The organism is Synergistota bacterium, assembly GCA_025060595.1.
In the GTDB taxonomy this organism is placed as follows: domain Bacteria; phylum Synergistota; class GBS-1; order GBS-1; family GBS-1; genus 42-11.
Map to the genome: position 1 here is coordinate 1 of JANXBX010000013.1, position 15,895 is coordinate 15,895.

Below are 15,895 nucleotides of genomic sequence, written 5' to 3' on the forward strand. Positions count from 1 at the left end.
TATAATTCGTATAAGTCAAAAGGATTTAGAAGAGATAATCGAACTTGGAAGAAGACTTATACAGATTCCAACGGAAAACCCTCCAGGAAACTATGAAGAATTATGCTATGTAATACAAAGGAGTATGGAAGAGTTTGGCCTTGAATCTTATATAATAAGGGGACAAAAGGATAAACCTAATGTAGTAGGGATATGGCGAGGATATCTCAATGAAAATAAGGTTCTCCTTTTAAGCGGACACATGGATGTAGTTGAAGGAGGAAAACCAAACGATTGGAAATATCTTCCTTTCTCCGGAGAAGTAGCTGATGGAGCTTTATGGGGCAGAGGTTCTGCCGACATGAAAGGTGCAATAGCCTGTATGATCTATGCACTTAAATTCCTTAAAGGAATTGGGTGGAGACCAAAGCATGACTTAATGATAGCAACTACAGTAGATGATGAAATCGCTGGAAAGATGGGAATGAAATATCTCCTTGATGAAGGGCTTGAGAAGGTAGGGCTCCCGAGCCCTACCTTCCACATATTAGGTGAGGCAACTAACTTAGACCTGATGACAGCCTTTAAGGGAAGGATATGGGTGAGAATAGGAGTTAGCGGAAAAGCAGCTCATGGTGGAGCACCTCAAGAGGGAGTAAACGCTATAGAAAAGGCAATAGAAATAGCACTGGAGATGCGGCATCTAACAAGCGAAAGCAACCTTAACCCTCATCCTCTACTTGGCCCAGATACAATTAACCTTGGAACCATGCGCGGAGGTTCAAGAGTAAATGTTGTACCAGAAAACTGTATAATGGAATATGATATAAGAATGGGACCCCCTAAAAACGCTAAACTATATATAGATTGGGTTAGAAAAATACTGGAGAGAACCTCGAGAGAGAAAGATGTGAATATATCTTTATTTGAGGTTTTCGAGGAGAGAGACCCTGTGGAAACCCCGATAGATCATCCAGAGATAAAGAGGCTAGTTGAATTAATTTATAAGATTACTGGAAGAACCCCCTTACTTAGGGGAACGCTTTCCGCTGGTGATCTTTACTATTCTCTTAAAAGGAATATTCCTGGGGTATGGTTTGGACCAGGCGATCCTAAAATTATTCATAAGGTTAATGAACACGTTCCCATAGAACATCTTAAGCTAGCTACAGAAGTCTACATAAATATAGCTAAAGCTTTCTCTTCGTGAGGGGAAAAACATGAACTTAAGAGAAGTAGACATCTCGAAGCTACTATCGATACTTAATGAAGTCAATAAGGATAACCTTATGCGCGATACTCACGAAATATCCAGATGGATTAGAATAACAGGCTCAGAAGAGGAAGAAAAAGCCTTCGACTATATAAAGACGCGATGTGAAGAAGTAAAGGCATCAATAACAGAATATAAACCAGTAATATTCTCGAGCGTCCCCGTAGAAGCCCAGCTTCTGGTAGAGCTACCCGAAGGAGGAACTAGGAACATACCTTGTATAACTCACTCTATGTCCCCATCAACCCCTCCCACCGGTATTACTGGAAAACTGATATTATATGAAGAACTTAGTCTAAATGAAAGGGAAAACAGATTTGCTTTAGTAAGAGGAATAGCTAATCCTAAGGCTCTTCTTGACGCTACTTTAAAAGGGGCCTCAGCTTGCATATTTTTAGCAGATACCGATCCACCACCAGAGATGATAGTTTCACCCGTTTGGGGAAGCCCAAATCTTGAGGATCTCAAGAAGCTTCCTCAAATACCAACTATATCCGTTGGTTTCAATCATGCTCAAGAGCTTCTTTCCTATGCAAAGAGAGGACTAACTGCAAAGATCTTCACAAAAGTCAAAACTAAATGGACGAAAACTAACTGCATAGTGGCCGAGATTAAGCCGGATAGCGAAGCTGAATCAGAACTTTTCATACTTTTGAGCGGGCACGTAGACTCCTGGTACCATGGAGCTATGGATAATGCTAGTGGAAATGCCTGTCAGCTTGAAATCTTAAGAATAGCATCCTTACATAGAAAGGAACTCCAAAGAAGCCTTAAGGTAGCTTTTTGGTCGGGACACTCTCACGGAAGATACGGAGGCTCCACTTGGTACTCAGACCAAAACTATCTTGATCTTTTATCAAACTGTATAGTACACATAAACGCCGATTGTCTTGGAGCAAAAGGGGCAAGCGTGGTTACAGAAGGAAACATCATGGAGGAAACAAGATTCGTTGGAGAAAGGGTTATAGAAATCGTATGCGGTCAAAAGCTCATAGGAAATAGGTTCACTAGGATGGGAGACCAATCTTTTTGGGGCTGTGGAGTACCATCCCTACTTGTTACACCCGCAGAACAACCCCCTAGCACAAAGGGAGCGACATCAATGCTACTCGGCAGGAAAAGAACAGGAGGGCTTGGCCCCTGGTGGCATACACCCTTAGATACCATAGATATTATAGACCCTGAAAATTTAGTCCGCGATACTAAGATAATTCTTGGAGCTACATGGTGGTTTTTAACAGCACCTCTGATTCCTTTAATACCTCTCTCTGCAGTCATCGAGATAAGCAACTATATAGATGAATACGCTAAAAGATGGCAAAGGGTTTGTCCAGGCGAAGAAGACATGCAAATCAGTTCAGCTATAGAGATAGCCTTAGAACTATCCATTAAGTTAAAAAATAGGCTACATGAAGCAGAGACATACTTAGAAAAGCTTGAAGCTTCAACACTCAAAAAGAGGCTTCCGTATATAAACAGGAAGATACTAGATATTGAAAGGATCTTAGTTAGATTAAACTACTGTAGTGGACCTTTCTACTTTCATGATCCAGCTACACCTGAGCCTCCGATGCCTATCCTCCTTGAGCCTGAAAGGTTAGAGTACCTAAGCGACATAGACCAGAAAATGGCCTTTTTAGTTGAACTAAGAAGGAGGTTAAATGGCGTTCATGAAATGCTTTGGATGGCATTAATTGCCACAGAAAGTTTGATTTCCGAGCTGAAAAGCTGAGGGTGATAAAATTGTTTAAGATAATTAAAGGTGGAAAGCTCTTTTCTCCAGATCCACAAGGGAATAAAGACATATTAATAGCAGGAGGCTTGATAGCAAACATAGCTCCAAACATCTCTCCCTTTCCAGAATATGGAGATGTAGAAGTGATAGATGTAACGGGACTCTACATAGTCCCAGGATTAATCGATCAGCATATCCATCTTATAGGTGGTGGAGGGGAAGCCGGTTTTTCATCCCGTACACCTGAGATCACCTTAAGCAGAATTATTATGGGAGGAATAACAACGGTAGTCGGATGCCTTGGAACAGATGGAACCACAAGACACATGACATCCCTACTTGCCAAAGCTCGTGCCTTAGAAGAAGAGGGAATCACAGCCTTCATATATACAGGATCTTATGAAATCCCGGTAAAAACCATAACGGGAAGCATAAGAAACGACATAATCCTCATAAAGGAAGTTTTAGGGGCGGGAGAGATAGCCATATCAGACCATAGGTCTTCTCAACCTACCAAGGAAGAGATTAAAAAGCTCGCAGCTGAAGCACGCCTTGGAGGAATGCTTAGCGGAAAGGCAGGAGTACTACACCTTCATGTAGGGGATGGAAAGACAGGATTAAGATTTCTATTCGAAATAGTCGAGGAAAAAGAGATACCCATCAGGCAATTCACACCAACTCATATAAATAGAAACCCAGACCTTTTAGAGGAGGGAATAAGATTCGCTAAGCTCGGTGGCTTTATAGATATGACATCAAGCATAAATTCTGGAACCGGACCAAGTAAAGCTATCAAGGCCTCAAGGGCAATAAGATATTGCTTAGATCAGGACGTTCCTATAGAAAACATAACTATGAGCTCCGATGGAAATGGGAGCCTTCCGGCCTTTGACGAAAAAGGAAACTTGATAGGCTTAAAGATGGCAGAACCATTATCCTTATATAGGGAGCTTAAAAACCTCATAATTGAGGAAGGGATACCTCTCCAAGACGCTATCAAAACTGTAACGTTAAACCCCGCAAGATCCTTAAAGCTCTATCCAAAGAAAGGAACGATTAAAGTAGGAAGCGATGCAGATATATTAGTCTTAGATGAAAAGCTGGATATAGTATATCTTTTCGCAAAGGGAAAAACCTTGATAAAAGAGGGAAAGCTTATAGTAAAGGGGACCTTTGAAGAATGATATGATAAAAGATCCTTTAAATAAGCCTAAAAGGATTTAAAACGGCAACGCTCGATTTAAAGCACGAATATTACGAAAGGTATAGTTTACATTTGTCACAGGCAAGGAAAAGGATTTGATAAAACTCTAAGATTTTGATTTTGGTTTTTCTCTATATAGCTCCTTATATATCCTATAAGCTGCCATGACCTTTCTTACATAATCTCTAGTTTCTTGAAAGGGTATGCTCTCAGCCCATTCTTCCCAGTCTTTAGCCTTTGTATCTTTAAGCCACCTATCAACATTACCTGGACCAGCATTGTAAGCAGCTAAAGAAAGGTAAAGATTGCCATTGTATCGATCTAAAAACTCCTTAAGATGTTTTATACCATACTTTATATTTATCTCGGGCGAAAATAGAAGATCTCTATTCTTAATTCCATAGGCTTCCCCCGTAAATGGCATAAGCTGCATTAAACCTATAGCGCCTGCCCAAGAAACTATATCTGGATCGAATCTACTTTCTTGATGAATAACCGCAAGAACAAGAAGAGGATCAACTTTTTCCCTTTTAGCATTCTCAAGAATATGATTATAATGGTCTCCCAGCGGATAAGCCCTTTTCCATATTCTTGGATCTCTAAAGCCAGAGTTAATGAGAGAATAAGCATAAGATATAGAAGACCTGTAGTTAGATAACTTCTCAGAAACGAGAGAAAGATAGTAGTCTCTTGAGTGAGCCTCTAGCTTTTCAAGCAGATTAGCCCTAACAAGAGCGACTTCCCAAAAGCCAACCTTATAAAGTCTCCTCAAAAGCCTATCCTCTGGAAAGGAAGGAAGCTTATCATTTAAAGGTATGTTATACCTTTTAACGGTGTAATACTCTGTAGGGAATAAAGATAAGAGCTCCTCCTTAGCCTTTCCTTTAGGATAAAGTCCAACTTTAGAAAGATAGTAGATCGCTTTGGCATGAGGAATTTCTCCCTTATGATACTTGATTATAAAATCCCACTCCTTCAAGGCATCTTTATATTTACCCGCTGAGTAGGCTTTCCAACCATCGAACCAAGCCACCCTTAAAGCCCACTTAGATTTGGGATAATCTCTCTTCAAAGCCTTCTTATACTCTACATTGTCACTCAAGTAATATAAGTAGTAAATTATCATGTCCCTATCTTGAACATCCTTTCTAAGTAACCCTATAAGAAGATCGATCGCCTCTTTTTTAAGATCTAAGCTCTCTGAAACCCAAGCGAAGCGCCTTACTAAGCTTTCACTTACCTCACCAGATTTAACCAACCTTGAATAAACATCAAAAGCCTCCTTCTTTCTTCCTAACCTCTCAAGACTTAATCCTTCCCAAAAGCCTCTGCCCGCCCTTCTAAAGAAATCCAGGGCTCTACTATAATTATTTAAAAGATAGTAAGCTCTTCCTACCCTGTAAAGGAACTCAGACGAAGGCTCTTTAATCTTGGGATAGAGCTTAAGAACAAGATCATTAGCTAACTTATCGTTAGGGCTATCTTGCAAAATCGGCAAAAGCCACTCAAAAGCCTTATCATACTTCTCCATTCTGTATGCTAAATACGCAAGCCTACCATAAGCAAGCTTCCTTAAATAACTTGTACCTGAAGTCAAACTCAGAAGATAAAAATCATAAGCCCTCTGTAAATCCTCCATCTCCTCATAAACCTGAGCTATCCTATAAGGTACTATAGCTTCTAGCTCTAAGGGCAAATTCTTCCTTTCCTTCCACAAAGCTTCAAAATAAGATAGCGCTTGGTTATAATCCCTTTTATCCATATAGATCAAACCCATATAAAGCCTTATATAAGGGGAGAGCTCCCTACTTTGAGGTAAAGCCTCAGCATAAAGCTTTAAAGCCTCGTCAAGCGATCTTTCTCTCCTCTTCTGATTCGCCATAGATAAAAGATCATCTAAATTGGCAGAATAAGCCTCTAACGGAATTAAGATAATTGCAAGAAAAGCTATGATAAACTTGCAAATAATTTTCTTTCTCATTAACCTTTCCTCCCTCCAATCCCTCAGGATCTAACAGACTATTATCTATGCTATAATGATCTTAAGAAAAGCTCAATAGGAAAAATTAAAAATGGGGTGAGCCATAAAATGCTATATATAGGTACCTCAGGATGGTTCTATAGAGGATGGAAGGGTCTTTACTATCCTGAGGATCTTCCTCCAAACGAATGGTTTAAATTCTACGCTAAGGATTTTAATACTGTGGAGATAAACTCCACATTCTACAGGGGAGCAAAGAAAGCGAACCTAAGGAAATGGAAAAGAGAGGTTCCTTCTAACTTTCTCTTTACTTTGAAGGCTTTCAGAGTGATAACACATATTAAGAGGTTAAGAGACTCTTGCGAGGATTTAGAAGCCTTTCTTAAGGAAGCCCAAGGCTTAGAGGAAAACCTTGGTCCCATACTTTTTCAGCTTCCGCCCTCGCTGAAATGCTCAGCAGAGCTTTTAAGAAGCTTCTTAGACTGCCTTCCACAGGATTTTAAATTCGCCTTTGAGTTTAGAGAAGAAAGTTGGTTTAACTCAAAAGAAATCGAAGATTTACTTCGTGAGAAAAACTGCGCCTTCGTAATTGTAAGCGCACCTAATCTCCCTGAGATAGTAAAAGTAACAGCAGATTGGGCCTATATAAGGTTTCATGGGAAAACAGCTTGGTATAACTATCTCTATTCAGAAGAAGAGATAGAAAGCTGGGCTTTAAAGATAAAGGAAATCGCTAAAAACGTAAAGAATATATTCGTATACTTTAATAACGACACAAAAGCCTACGCTATTAAAAACGCAAAGCTATTAAGAGATTTAACTTATTCCGCATGTTGAGCATGTGCCCGTAGAGCATGTACTACAGCTACCAGCTCCGCCTTTCCTTCTTAAAGTGTCACCCTTTATCAATATAAGAGTCCTGCTACCACACTTCGGACAGCGAAGCTCTCCCTTTTCAATCTGAAAAATCTCTCCACAGGAAGCACACTTAAGCTCCCTCATCCTCTTCCACCTCCTCAAGAAGCTTTCCCAAATCCTCTATATCAAAAAGGTATTTTGCATTACAAAACTTACACTCCACCTCTCCTTTTCCTTCTGAAATCATCTTTTTTATCTCCTCTCTGCCAAGGGCCAATATTATCGCCTCAGCCTTTTCCCTACTACAAGTGCACTTAAACTCCACCTTCTTTCTAGCAAGCCACTCTGGCTTAACATCTTTCCCTAAGAGCTCCTCAACGATCTCCTCTGGAGTCATACCATCATCAAGCTTCCTACTTACAGAACCAAGCCTTGAAAAAGATTCCTCAAGGAAAGAAACAAATTCATCACTTACTCCTGGCATAAGCTGTATTATAATTCCTCCCGCTGAAGCTATCAACCTCTCTGGGTTTGCAAGAACCCCTAAAGCCACAGCAGTAGGAACTTGCTCTGAGATCCTATAATATTTTGCTATATCTAATGCTATTCCCCCACTTATTAAAGGTATCCTGGTAACATAAGGCTCCCTAATACCGTAATCCTTTATCACAATAAGATCGCCACTACCAACAGCCCTTTCCACATCTATCTTCCCCTTTTCACTGGGCATCAGATCTACAAGAGGATTCTTAACGTAACCCCTAACTCCACCCTCAGTATCAGCGTCAGCTATCATTCCCCTTATGGGACCATTACAAACCACCTGAAGGGTTAGCCTTCCATAAGGCACCTTCATATCCCAGCCCATCATAACTGCCGCACAAACCAATCTACCTAAGGCAGCAATAGCGGTTGGAGAAGCATCCTGGCGATTTCTTATCTCTAATAAAGTATTAGTTATCCTTGAGGCCAGTATCCTAACGTTTCCATCTAAAGCTACTCCCCTAACCATATAATCCTCTTGCAAGGGCTACAACCCCCTTTTTACCTTAATGGAAAGTGACAAGCCACATAATGTCCTGAAGCGACCTCCACCAGCGCTGGCTCCTTACTAAAGCAGACATCTTTAGCAAAAGGACATCTCGGACAAAAACCACATCCTGAGAAAACCTTCACATAATTAAAAACCCTTTCACCTGAGAGCAAACCTTCTATCTTAGCGCTCGGATCAGGTATCGGAATAGATGAAAGAAGCGCTTTAGTATAGGGATGAGCAGGATAAAGATAAACGTCTTTTAACCTCCCGATCTCAACCATCCTTCCCATATACATAACTGATATTCTATCACATACGTACTTAGCTGAGGGTAGATCACGAGTTATAAAAAGGTAAGTAAGATTAAAGTCTTTCTTAAGCTCTATCAGCAGCTTCAAAAGCTTCGACTTAACTGTAACATCAAGCATAGAAAGCGGATCATCTACCAATACGAAACTAGGCTTTAATATCAAAGCCCTGGCTATAGCTACTTTCTGCTTCTGCCATCCAGAAAGCTCATTAGGATATTTATAATAAAAGCCATCGGGAGGACTTAACCCCAATCTTTCAAACATCTTGAAAACTTTAACCTTTTGCTCCCTTTCTGTCCCAATCCCATGGATAATCAAAGGATGTCTTACCGCTTCACCCACCGTCATGTAAGGATTAAGAGAATTAGTTTCTCCAAAAATAACTTGAAAGCTCTTTCTCATTCTTCTTAACTTCTCTCCCGAAAGGAAAGTTATATCCTCCCCTTTAAAGAGTATTTTACCGCTATCAGGCTCAAGAAGCTTTAAGATAAGCTTACCGAGAGTGGTCTTACCGCTTCCCGATTCACCAATAACCCCTAAGGTCTCACCAGTAGCTATATCAAAGGAAACGCCATCAACAGCACGAATAAGCTCTCTTCTTCTAAGAAAAATCTTTTCTACAAAGTTCCTATTAACTTCAAAGTACTTCCTTAAATCCTCTACCTTTAACAAGATGTCCAACTTATCCATGATACTTCCAACATTTCACTAACCTACTTTTACTCACCTTATACACCTTAGGCTCCTTCATCCCACATATATCCATAGCCTCAAAGCATCTTGGATGAAACCTGCATCCCTTAGGTGGATTAAGAGGATCCGAAGGAAAACCTTCAAGAGAACGAAGCTCGAAATCTTCAAGATCCAGATTAGGAGCAGAAAAGAGCAATGCTTTAAAGTAAGGGTGAAGCGGGGCTCCGAACAGCTCCCTTGTCGGAGCTATTTCAATAACTTCCCCAGCATACATAACCATAACCCTGTCAGTAGTCTGTGCGACTACTCCAAGATCACGCGTCATAAGAACTATCGTTAACTTAAAGCTCTTTCTTAAAGAGACTATGAGCTTTAAAAACCCAGCTTGATCAACTATATCAAGAGCATTAGTAGGTTCATCAATTATAAGTAATTTCGGCTTTAAAGCCAAAGCTAAAGCTATCAAGACTCTTTGCGCTTGCTCGTGAGAAAGCTCAAAAGGATAAAAATTAAGGATAGAGGACGGAATCCCAATGGCATTAAAAGTCGAAGATGCGATATTCAAAGCCTCATCCTCAAGTATATCAAAGTGAGCCCTTATAGTATCCAGAAAATGCTCTTTTATCCTCATTATAGGGTTTAAACTCGTTATAGGCTCTTGAAATATTATTCCTATCTCTTTTCCCCTAAGCCTTCTCAGATCCTCCTCTTGAAGTTCAAGCACATTCCTACTTTCAAAAAGGAGCTTGCCCTCTAACTTAGTCTCAGCTGGAAGGAGCTTTAAGAAACTTAAGGCTAAAGTGGTTTTACCGCATCCGGATTCTCCAAGAACTCCGAATATCTCCCCTTCCTCTATGGAGAAGCTTACTCTATCCACAGCCCATAAAACTTTCTCTCCAACCTCATAACCAACCCTTAAGTCCCTGGCTTCAATCAAAATCCCCATTAAACTCTACCTTTCCTTTAATTTAGGACTAAGCCTCTCTTCCAATCCCCTAGCAAATAAATTAAGTCCTAATATTAAAAGAACTACCATAAAGCCTGGATATAAGATCATCCACCATCTATTTTGAAGTATAAACTTTTGACCGCTAGAAAGATCGATTCCCCAATCAGGCATTAAGGGAGAAACACCTACTCCTAAAAAGCCTAACCCCACCTCGGTAAGCACAGCACCAGCAACGTTTGCAGAAACAATAATAGGAAACAATGGTAGGATACCTCGAAGGATATACTTAGTTAAGATCACCCAATCGTTAGCACCTAAAGCTTTAGCAGCTTCAACATAAAGCATCTTTCTCACCGAACTCACATGATCCCTTATCGCCCTAAAATAAATAGGAACTTGCACAATAGCTATGGACAGGGATATGTTTAACAGGCTTGATTCTAAAACCGCAGCTATGGCTATAGCCAATATGAAGCTTGGAAAAGAGCAAAGAGAATCCATTATAAAGGTTAAAATCTTATCAAATAATCCTCCTCTATATCCAGATACGACTCCCAAGGTTATACCCATAAAAGAGGAAAAGAAAGTGGCTAGAAAAGCCACAGTCAAGGTTGTTCTTGCCCCCCAAACTACTCTACTAAAAAGATCCCTCCCCATATTATCGGTCCCCATTATGAACTCCCTCGTAGGAGGAGAAAATACAGGACCAACAGGCTTTATTGGATCATAAGGGGCTATAAAAGGAGCAAAAAGAGAGAGAATTAAGAAAAATAGAATAATCGCTCCTCCAATTACTAAAGCAATTCCCCCTCTTTCTTTAACAACCCTTTTTAAGAAGGAATGAAAGACTCTAAACTCCAAAGGCTATTCCTCCCCCAATCTAATCCGAGGATCTAAATAAGCGTGAATCACATCGACTATAAATTTCACAAGCGCAATAAGAAAAATATAAAAAACTATAACCCCTTGAACTATAGTTAAATCTCCACATTCTATGCTCGTTACAAGAAAAGCCCCCAGGCCAGGCCAAGAAAAAGCACGCTCGATTAAAACACCCCCTCCAAGTAGAAATGCAAACTCAAGGGTAAACGAAGCAATAGCGGAAATTAAAGCACCTTTAACAGCGTATCTATAGAAGATAACCCCTTCCGATATACCTCTTGCTCTAGCCGATCTTATAAAATCCATCCTCAACATCTCCATAATACTTCTCCTGATTATCTTAAAAATCATACCAGAAAGAAAAATCCCCAATAAAAAGGATGGAAGAAATAGATGTTTTAAAGCATCCCAGGAAACTTCGAAATCAAAAGAAACAAGACTATCCAAAAGGTAAAGGCCAGTTATACAACTAGGCTTAACTAATGGAGATATCCTACCTGATATGGGTAAGATCCCAAGCTTTACACCAAGAAGAAGTTGAAATATCATCCCTAACCAAAAAACTGGTAAAACGTAAACTATTAAAGGATAAAATTTTAAGGTCGAATCGAAAGCGCCTCTCCCTTGCACAGACCTAATACCCAAAAGCGATCCCAAAAGGAAAGCTATAAGAAAAGAAAAAATTATAAGTTCTAAGGTAGCCGGAAACCTTTCGAGAATCTCCTTTAAGACCGGTCTACCAGTAAGCATAGATCGACCCAAATCCCCTTTGAAAACACCGTGTATATAGTTGAAATACTGAACTACTATAGGCTTATCCAAGTCAAGCTCTTTCCTTATCTGGGCTTTTTGCTCAGGGGAAAAATTCTTCCTTAAAACCGCATCTATAGGATCTTCCGGAAGAACCCTAAAGATAAAAAATACAAAGGTTAAAAGCATTAAAATCATGGAGATAATAAAAATAAGCCTTGTTAGGATATAACTGTGAAGGGAGGACAAAAGTTCTTACACCTCCAAAATCCTCCGAAAGGAGGGCCTTAAAGCCCTCCTCTCAGGCTACCTATAAAGGAGGTAATATCTAAATATCTGTGTAGGTTCAAGAAGTATTCCCTTGATCTCGGGCTTTGCCACACAATACTGCTTTAACTGCCACAAGGGTATATAAGGTACCTCTTCAGCTAAAAGCCTCTGCGCTTCCTCATAAACCTTAGATCTTCCTTCCACATGAGGCGTCTGACGAGCTCTTAAAAGAATCTCATCCATTTTGGGATTAGAGTAAAAACTTCCAAGGCTAGGGCTGCTCGAGGAGTGAACAAAGGGCCAGATGTAATCATCCGGATCAATATAGTCAGGATACCAACCAAGCAAGAAAATTCCCATTATCCCTCTCTCAAAATATTCTACATAAGTTGCCCATTCAGCATATTTAACATCAACCCTTATAATCCCCGTTGCCTCAAGCATAAGCTTAAGCATTTGAGCAACATCGGCCTCCATAAAACCGTAATGAGTCGGAGTATACCATAGCTCTATACTAAGGGGTTTGCTCTCACTATAACCTGCCCCCCTCAATAACCCTATGGCTTTCTCCCTATCATATTTAGGAAACACATCCAAGCGACCCCAAATGCCAACGGGTATCATACTATAAAGCGGAAAAGCGGTATCTTTAAAGACCCTTTTAGTTATCATCTCTCTATCTATAGCATATGCTATAGCTCTTCTCACATTAATATTATTGAAAGGTTCCCTTTTAACATTAAACACTATATATCTTATAGCAGGGCTTTCCTTTTCGTAGACCTTTAGCTTATCATCCTTTTTAAGATCAAGTATGTCCTCAGGATTAAGCGTTCTATAAGCTATATCGACCTCCCCTTTTTCTATAGCTACCTTCAGACTTTGCGAGTTTTCATAAAATCTTATAACTATGACTTTAGCTTTAGGAGCAGGCCCATACCAATTGGGATTAACTTCTAAAATAAGCTCCTCATCCTTCGTCCATTTTCTAACTTTGTATGGCCCGACACCAACACCAATATCGCTAAACTCCCTATCGTTATAAGCATTTGGACTAACAGGGAAGCTCACAGTGAAAGCCATAACCGAAAGTAAAGGCGCAAAAGGATATCTTAGCTTTATCCTGACAGTATAGTCATCTACCACCTCCACACTATCTATAACATCGGTCAAGAGAAATGAAGGATCTCCATTAAGCTTAAACACCCTATCGATAGAAAACTTAACAGCACGAGCATTAAAGAGCGTTCCATCAGAAAACTTAACCCCCTTGCGAAGATAAAAAGTATAAATTAACCCATCTGAACTTATCTCCCACCTTTCAGCCAAAGCGGGAACTATCTCTAAAGTCCCAGGCTTATAATCCACAAGCCCAGACATAATATTCCTTATCACATTACAAGAAAGATAATCATAAGCATTCGCAGGATCCAGAGTAACTATTCTATCCGTGGTACCAATAACTATAGTATCCTTCTCTTGAGCAAAAGCATAACCTGATAGCAGAAGCAAACCAGCAAGTATCGCTAAGACAGCTTTCCTCACCTTCACCTCACCCCCTTCAAAAGAATTATAATACGTTTTGATACCACGCATACAAAACAGTAGAACCATTTTTACCTATATACCAAAGATACCCCTACCATTATAGCCGCAATCCCAATTATCTGCCTAAAAGTTATGGTTTCACCAAACAAAACAAAGGAAAGAAATAAAACCACAGGATATGTCAGGCTGACCATAGGATAGGCTACGCTCAAGTCAGATAGCTTTAAAACCAAAAGCCAAAAAAAGGCACCTAACGCATAACACAGCAATCCCAATAAAACCACATAGCTTTTAGCACAATCAACCCCAAAGCTCAAAAGAGAGCTTAGGTCCCCCTTAAAAGCAATAGACGAAACCCCTCCCTTCAAGAGCACCTGCCCTAAGCTCGATAAAGCTATAACTACCAGGATAAGAATAATCTTGTTGAACTTCTACCCCTCCCTTCAAAATATAAAGAACATAAAATTATAAGAAAAAGCTCAAAGGGAACCCTAAATCTAGAATAGGCCTCCGGTCCCGCAGATATGACCAAAAAGTAAAATATAGTTAAGATTAAAAGCCAAACCTCCTTCCTTAAAAGATTCCTCCAAAAACCTAACAAAGCAAAAATGTAAATAAATAGAAAATAAAGCCCAAAGGAAAGCTCAACCAAAAACAACCACCTATACTCCCTCCAAAGCAACACCAAAAATCTCAAAAAACCAAGCTCATAAAGCCTGTTCAGTATACCTGAACCCGGAATATAAGCCTTAAAGGCCACAAGATAATAAGCCCCTCCAGGACCTAAGAGGGTTCCTAAAATACCCCTTACAAAAGCTTTAATAGCAGAAATCGGATGAGAAAGAATAATCTCTAAACCCATCCTCTTAGCTAAAGCAAGTTTCTGAGCCTCATTTAAACCCCTACCCTTCTCCTCAAGCTCTCTCCTTAGCTCCTCTCGAATCTTTACCCAGCTTTCCCCTCTCTCAAACTGCAAAACATAGGAAGCCCTATAGAAAGCCATGTTAACTCCAGAAATTGTAGAAAACTCAAAAGCACCAGCCTCCTTATAGTTTCTAAACGACCAGCCAAATATTAAAAGATAGCTAACTAAAAGTATGGTAAAAGCCTCCTTAAAACGCTTAAGAAAGAGAAAATAAAGAAAAACTATAACAGGAAAATATACTCCTACAGGCCTTATATAAGCTTGAAAACCAGTCATAATCGAAGCCAAAAACAAATGAAAAAGAGTAAAACCCCTTAAAACCTTAAAATATAAGAGAATAACTAAAGCTATGATAAAAGCATAAAGCTCCTCCGTTAAAACATTAACAGTGTATATTAAAAGAAGAGGATCTAAAGCAGTAATATATGCCGCTATCCTCCTCGCTCTTAAAGAAGCTCCAAGCTCCTCCAATATCTTCCAAGATAAAAGAGGAAGCAACGCACCTATAATAATTTGAAGAATTATTACCGATTCAATCTTTCTACCAAAGACTAAATAAGATAAAGCTATAAATAAAGGATAACCTGGAGTTCTAAGGGTCTCAGGCTTAAGATTAGGAGGCTCACCGCTCGAAAAAAGACCATATTTAATAAGATTTTCAGCAGGATTTACATAGCCAGGACTATCAGGCTGAATCATAAAAGATGGATTATAAAAGGATATAAATAAAAACAAGGAGAGCCTTAAAACAAAGGCCAAAATAACAGGTAAAAGCCATCCCCTCTTCATACCTCACACCTCACCAGGCTTCCAAAAGAGCTTATACTTTATTATGCACCATATAGCCCTAAAACCATCCTTCCAACCTATCTTCTTGCCCTCCTTATGGCTTCTACCTATATAGGAGATTCCAACCTCATAAAATCTACAGCGAAGCTTAGAAAACTTAACGGTAAGTTCTGGCTCTATGCCAAACCTATCTTCCTCAATTTCGAATCTTCTCAGCAAATCCCTCTTAAAAGCCTTATAACAGGTTTCCATATCAGTTAAGCTTAGGTTACAAAATAGGTTGGCCAAAAAGGTTAAAAACTTATTAGCATAATAATGGATAAAAGAGGTAACTACCCTTTCCCCCGTTGGAAGAAACCTTGAACCGTAAACTACATCAGCTCTACCTTCAATAAGAGGCTTAAGAAGCTTTGGATAATCCTCAGGATTATATTCTAAATCGGCATCCTGAATTATTACAAAATCTCCCGTAACCTCTTTAAATCCGGTCCTTAAAGCGGCTCCCTTGCCCCTATTTACATCATGAAAGATAATCTTTAAAGAAGGATCACTAAAGTATTTTGCTAATACATCTCTTGTGCCATCTTTAGAACAGTCATCAACAACTATGATCTCCTTCTCCATAGGGATTTTCACAGATTTAACCTTTTCTATAACCTCTTCAATAGTAGCTTTTTCATTATAAACAGGAATTACTATCGAAAGCTTCATC

The 15,895-nt window shown here is 39.6% G+C and carries 15 protein-coding genes; 4 read left to right on the forward strand and 11 right to left on the reverse strand.

The features are described 5' to 3' along the window. The 3 genes from NZ900_08205 to iadA all read left to right on the forward strand — a co-directional run. Positions 1 to 1,189, forward strand: a 1,189-nt coding sequence (locus NZ900_08205) for a M20 family metallopeptidase (protein ID MCS7234064.1), incomplete at its 5' end; no start/stop codon positions are given. Between the two features lie 10 nt (positions 1,190 to 1,199). Beyond that, on the forward strand, positions 1,200 to 2,984 hold the full coding sequence (locus tag NZ900_08210) for a M28 family peptidase (protein ID MCS7234065.1): 1,785 nt from the start codon (positions 1,200 to 1,202) through the stop codon (positions 2,982 to 2,984). An 11-nt stretch (positions 2,985 to 2,995) separates the two neighbouring features. Further along, positions 2,996 to 4,171 carry a beta-aspartyl-peptidase gene (iadA, locus tag NZ900_08215; protein MCS7234066.1) on the forward strand — a complete coding sequence of 392 codons (1,176 nt, stop codon included), beginning with the start codon at positions 2,996 to 2,998 and terminating at the stop codon, positions 4,169 to 4,171. A gap of 126 nt (positions 4,172 to 4,297) precedes the next feature. On the opposite strand, the gene NZ900_08220 is transcribed toward iadA, so the two are convergent. Further along, the gene (locus NZ900_08220) at positions 4,298 to 6,172 is read right to left on the reverse strand and encodes a lytic transglycosylase domain-containing protein (GenBank protein MCS7234067.1); all 1,875 of its coding nucleotides are present in this window, start codon (positions 6,170 to 6,172) and stop codon (positions 4,298 to 4,300) included. Positions 6,173 to 6,280: 108 nt separating this feature from the next. Here NZ900_08220 and NZ900_08225 point away from each other — a divergent pair, with 108 nt between their 5' ends. Continuing rightward, positions 6,281 to 7,009 (forward strand): DUF72 domain-containing protein, encoded by a 729-nt coding sequence (locus NZ900_08225; protein ID MCS7234068.1) that lies wholly within the window; start codon positions 6,281 to 6,283, stop codon positions 7,007 to 7,009. Here NZ900_08225 and NZ900_08230 read toward each other — a convergent pair. From NZ900_08230 to NZ900_08275, 10 genes are all read right to left on the reverse strand, one after another. Then, the gene (locus NZ900_08230) at positions 6,989 to 7,174 is read right to left on the reverse strand and encodes a hypothetical protein (protein ID MCS7234069.1); all 186 of its coding nucleotides are present in this window, start codon (positions 7,172 to 7,174) and stop codon (positions 6,989 to 6,991) included. The genes NZ900_08225 and NZ900_08230 overlap by 21 nt on opposite strands. Further along, positions 7,161 to 8,057: an Hsp33 family molecular chaperone HslO gene (gene hslO, locus NZ900_08235; protein MCS7234070.1), complete on the reverse strand. Its 897-nt coding sequence runs from the start codon at positions 8,055 to 8,057 to the stop codon at positions 7,161 to 7,163. Before hslO ends, NZ900_08230 begins: the two co-directional genes overlap by 14 nt. A gap of 17 nt (positions 8,058 to 8,074) precedes the next feature. Further along, on the reverse strand, positions 8,075 to 9,067 hold the full coding sequence (locus NZ900_08240; GenBank protein MCS7234071.1) for an ABC transporter ATP-binding protein: 993 nt from the start codon (positions 9,065 to 9,067) through the stop codon (positions 8,075 to 8,077). Continuing rightward, positions 9,060 to 10,007, reverse strand: a complete 948-nt coding sequence (locus tag NZ900_08245; GenBank protein ID MCS7234072.1) for an ABC transporter ATP-binding protein — start codon at positions 10,005 to 10,007, stop codon at positions 9,060 to 9,062. The genes NZ900_08240 and NZ900_08245 overlap by 8 nt, the downstream gene beginning before the upstream one ends. Positions 10,008 to 10,022: 15 nt before the next feature. Then, a complete protein-coding gene (locus tag NZ900_08250) occupies positions 10,023 to 10,880 on the reverse strand; it encodes an ABC transporter permease (protein MCS7234073.1) in 858 nt (285 codons plus the stop codon). A 3-nt stretch (positions 10,881 to 10,883) separates the two neighbouring features. Next, complete coding sequence (locus NZ900_08255; protein MCS7234074.1) at positions 10,884 to 11,900, reverse strand: ABC transporter permease; 1,017 nt, start codon at positions 11,898 to 11,900, stop codon at positions 10,884 to 10,886. A 57-nt stretch (positions 11,901 to 11,957) separates the two neighbouring features. Then, positions 11,958 to 13,466, reverse strand: coding sequence for an ABC transporter substrate-binding protein (locus tag NZ900_08260; GenBank protein MCS7234075.1), 1,509 nt, complete (start codon positions 13,464 to 13,466; stop codon positions 11,958 to 11,960). 71 nt (positions 13,467 to 13,537) lie between these two features. After that, entirely contained in the window at positions 13,538 to 13,786 is a 249-nt protein-coding gene (locus NZ900_08265) for an EamA family transporter (GenBank protein ID MCS7234076.1), read from the reverse strand. Between the two features lie 83 nt (positions 13,787 to 13,869). Further along, on the reverse strand, positions 13,870 to 15,183 hold the full coding sequence (locus tag NZ900_08270) for a glycosyltransferase family 39 protein (GenBank protein ID MCS7234077.1): 1,314 nt from the start codon (positions 15,181 to 15,183) through the stop codon (positions 13,870 to 13,872). A 3-nt stretch (positions 15,184 to 15,186) separates the two neighbouring features. Further along, a complete protein-coding gene (locus NZ900_08275) occupies positions 15,187 to 15,894 on the reverse strand; it encodes a glycosyltransferase family 2 protein (GenBank protein ID MCS7234078.1) in 708 nt (235 codons plus the stop codon). Position 15,895: the final 1 nt, after the last annotated feature.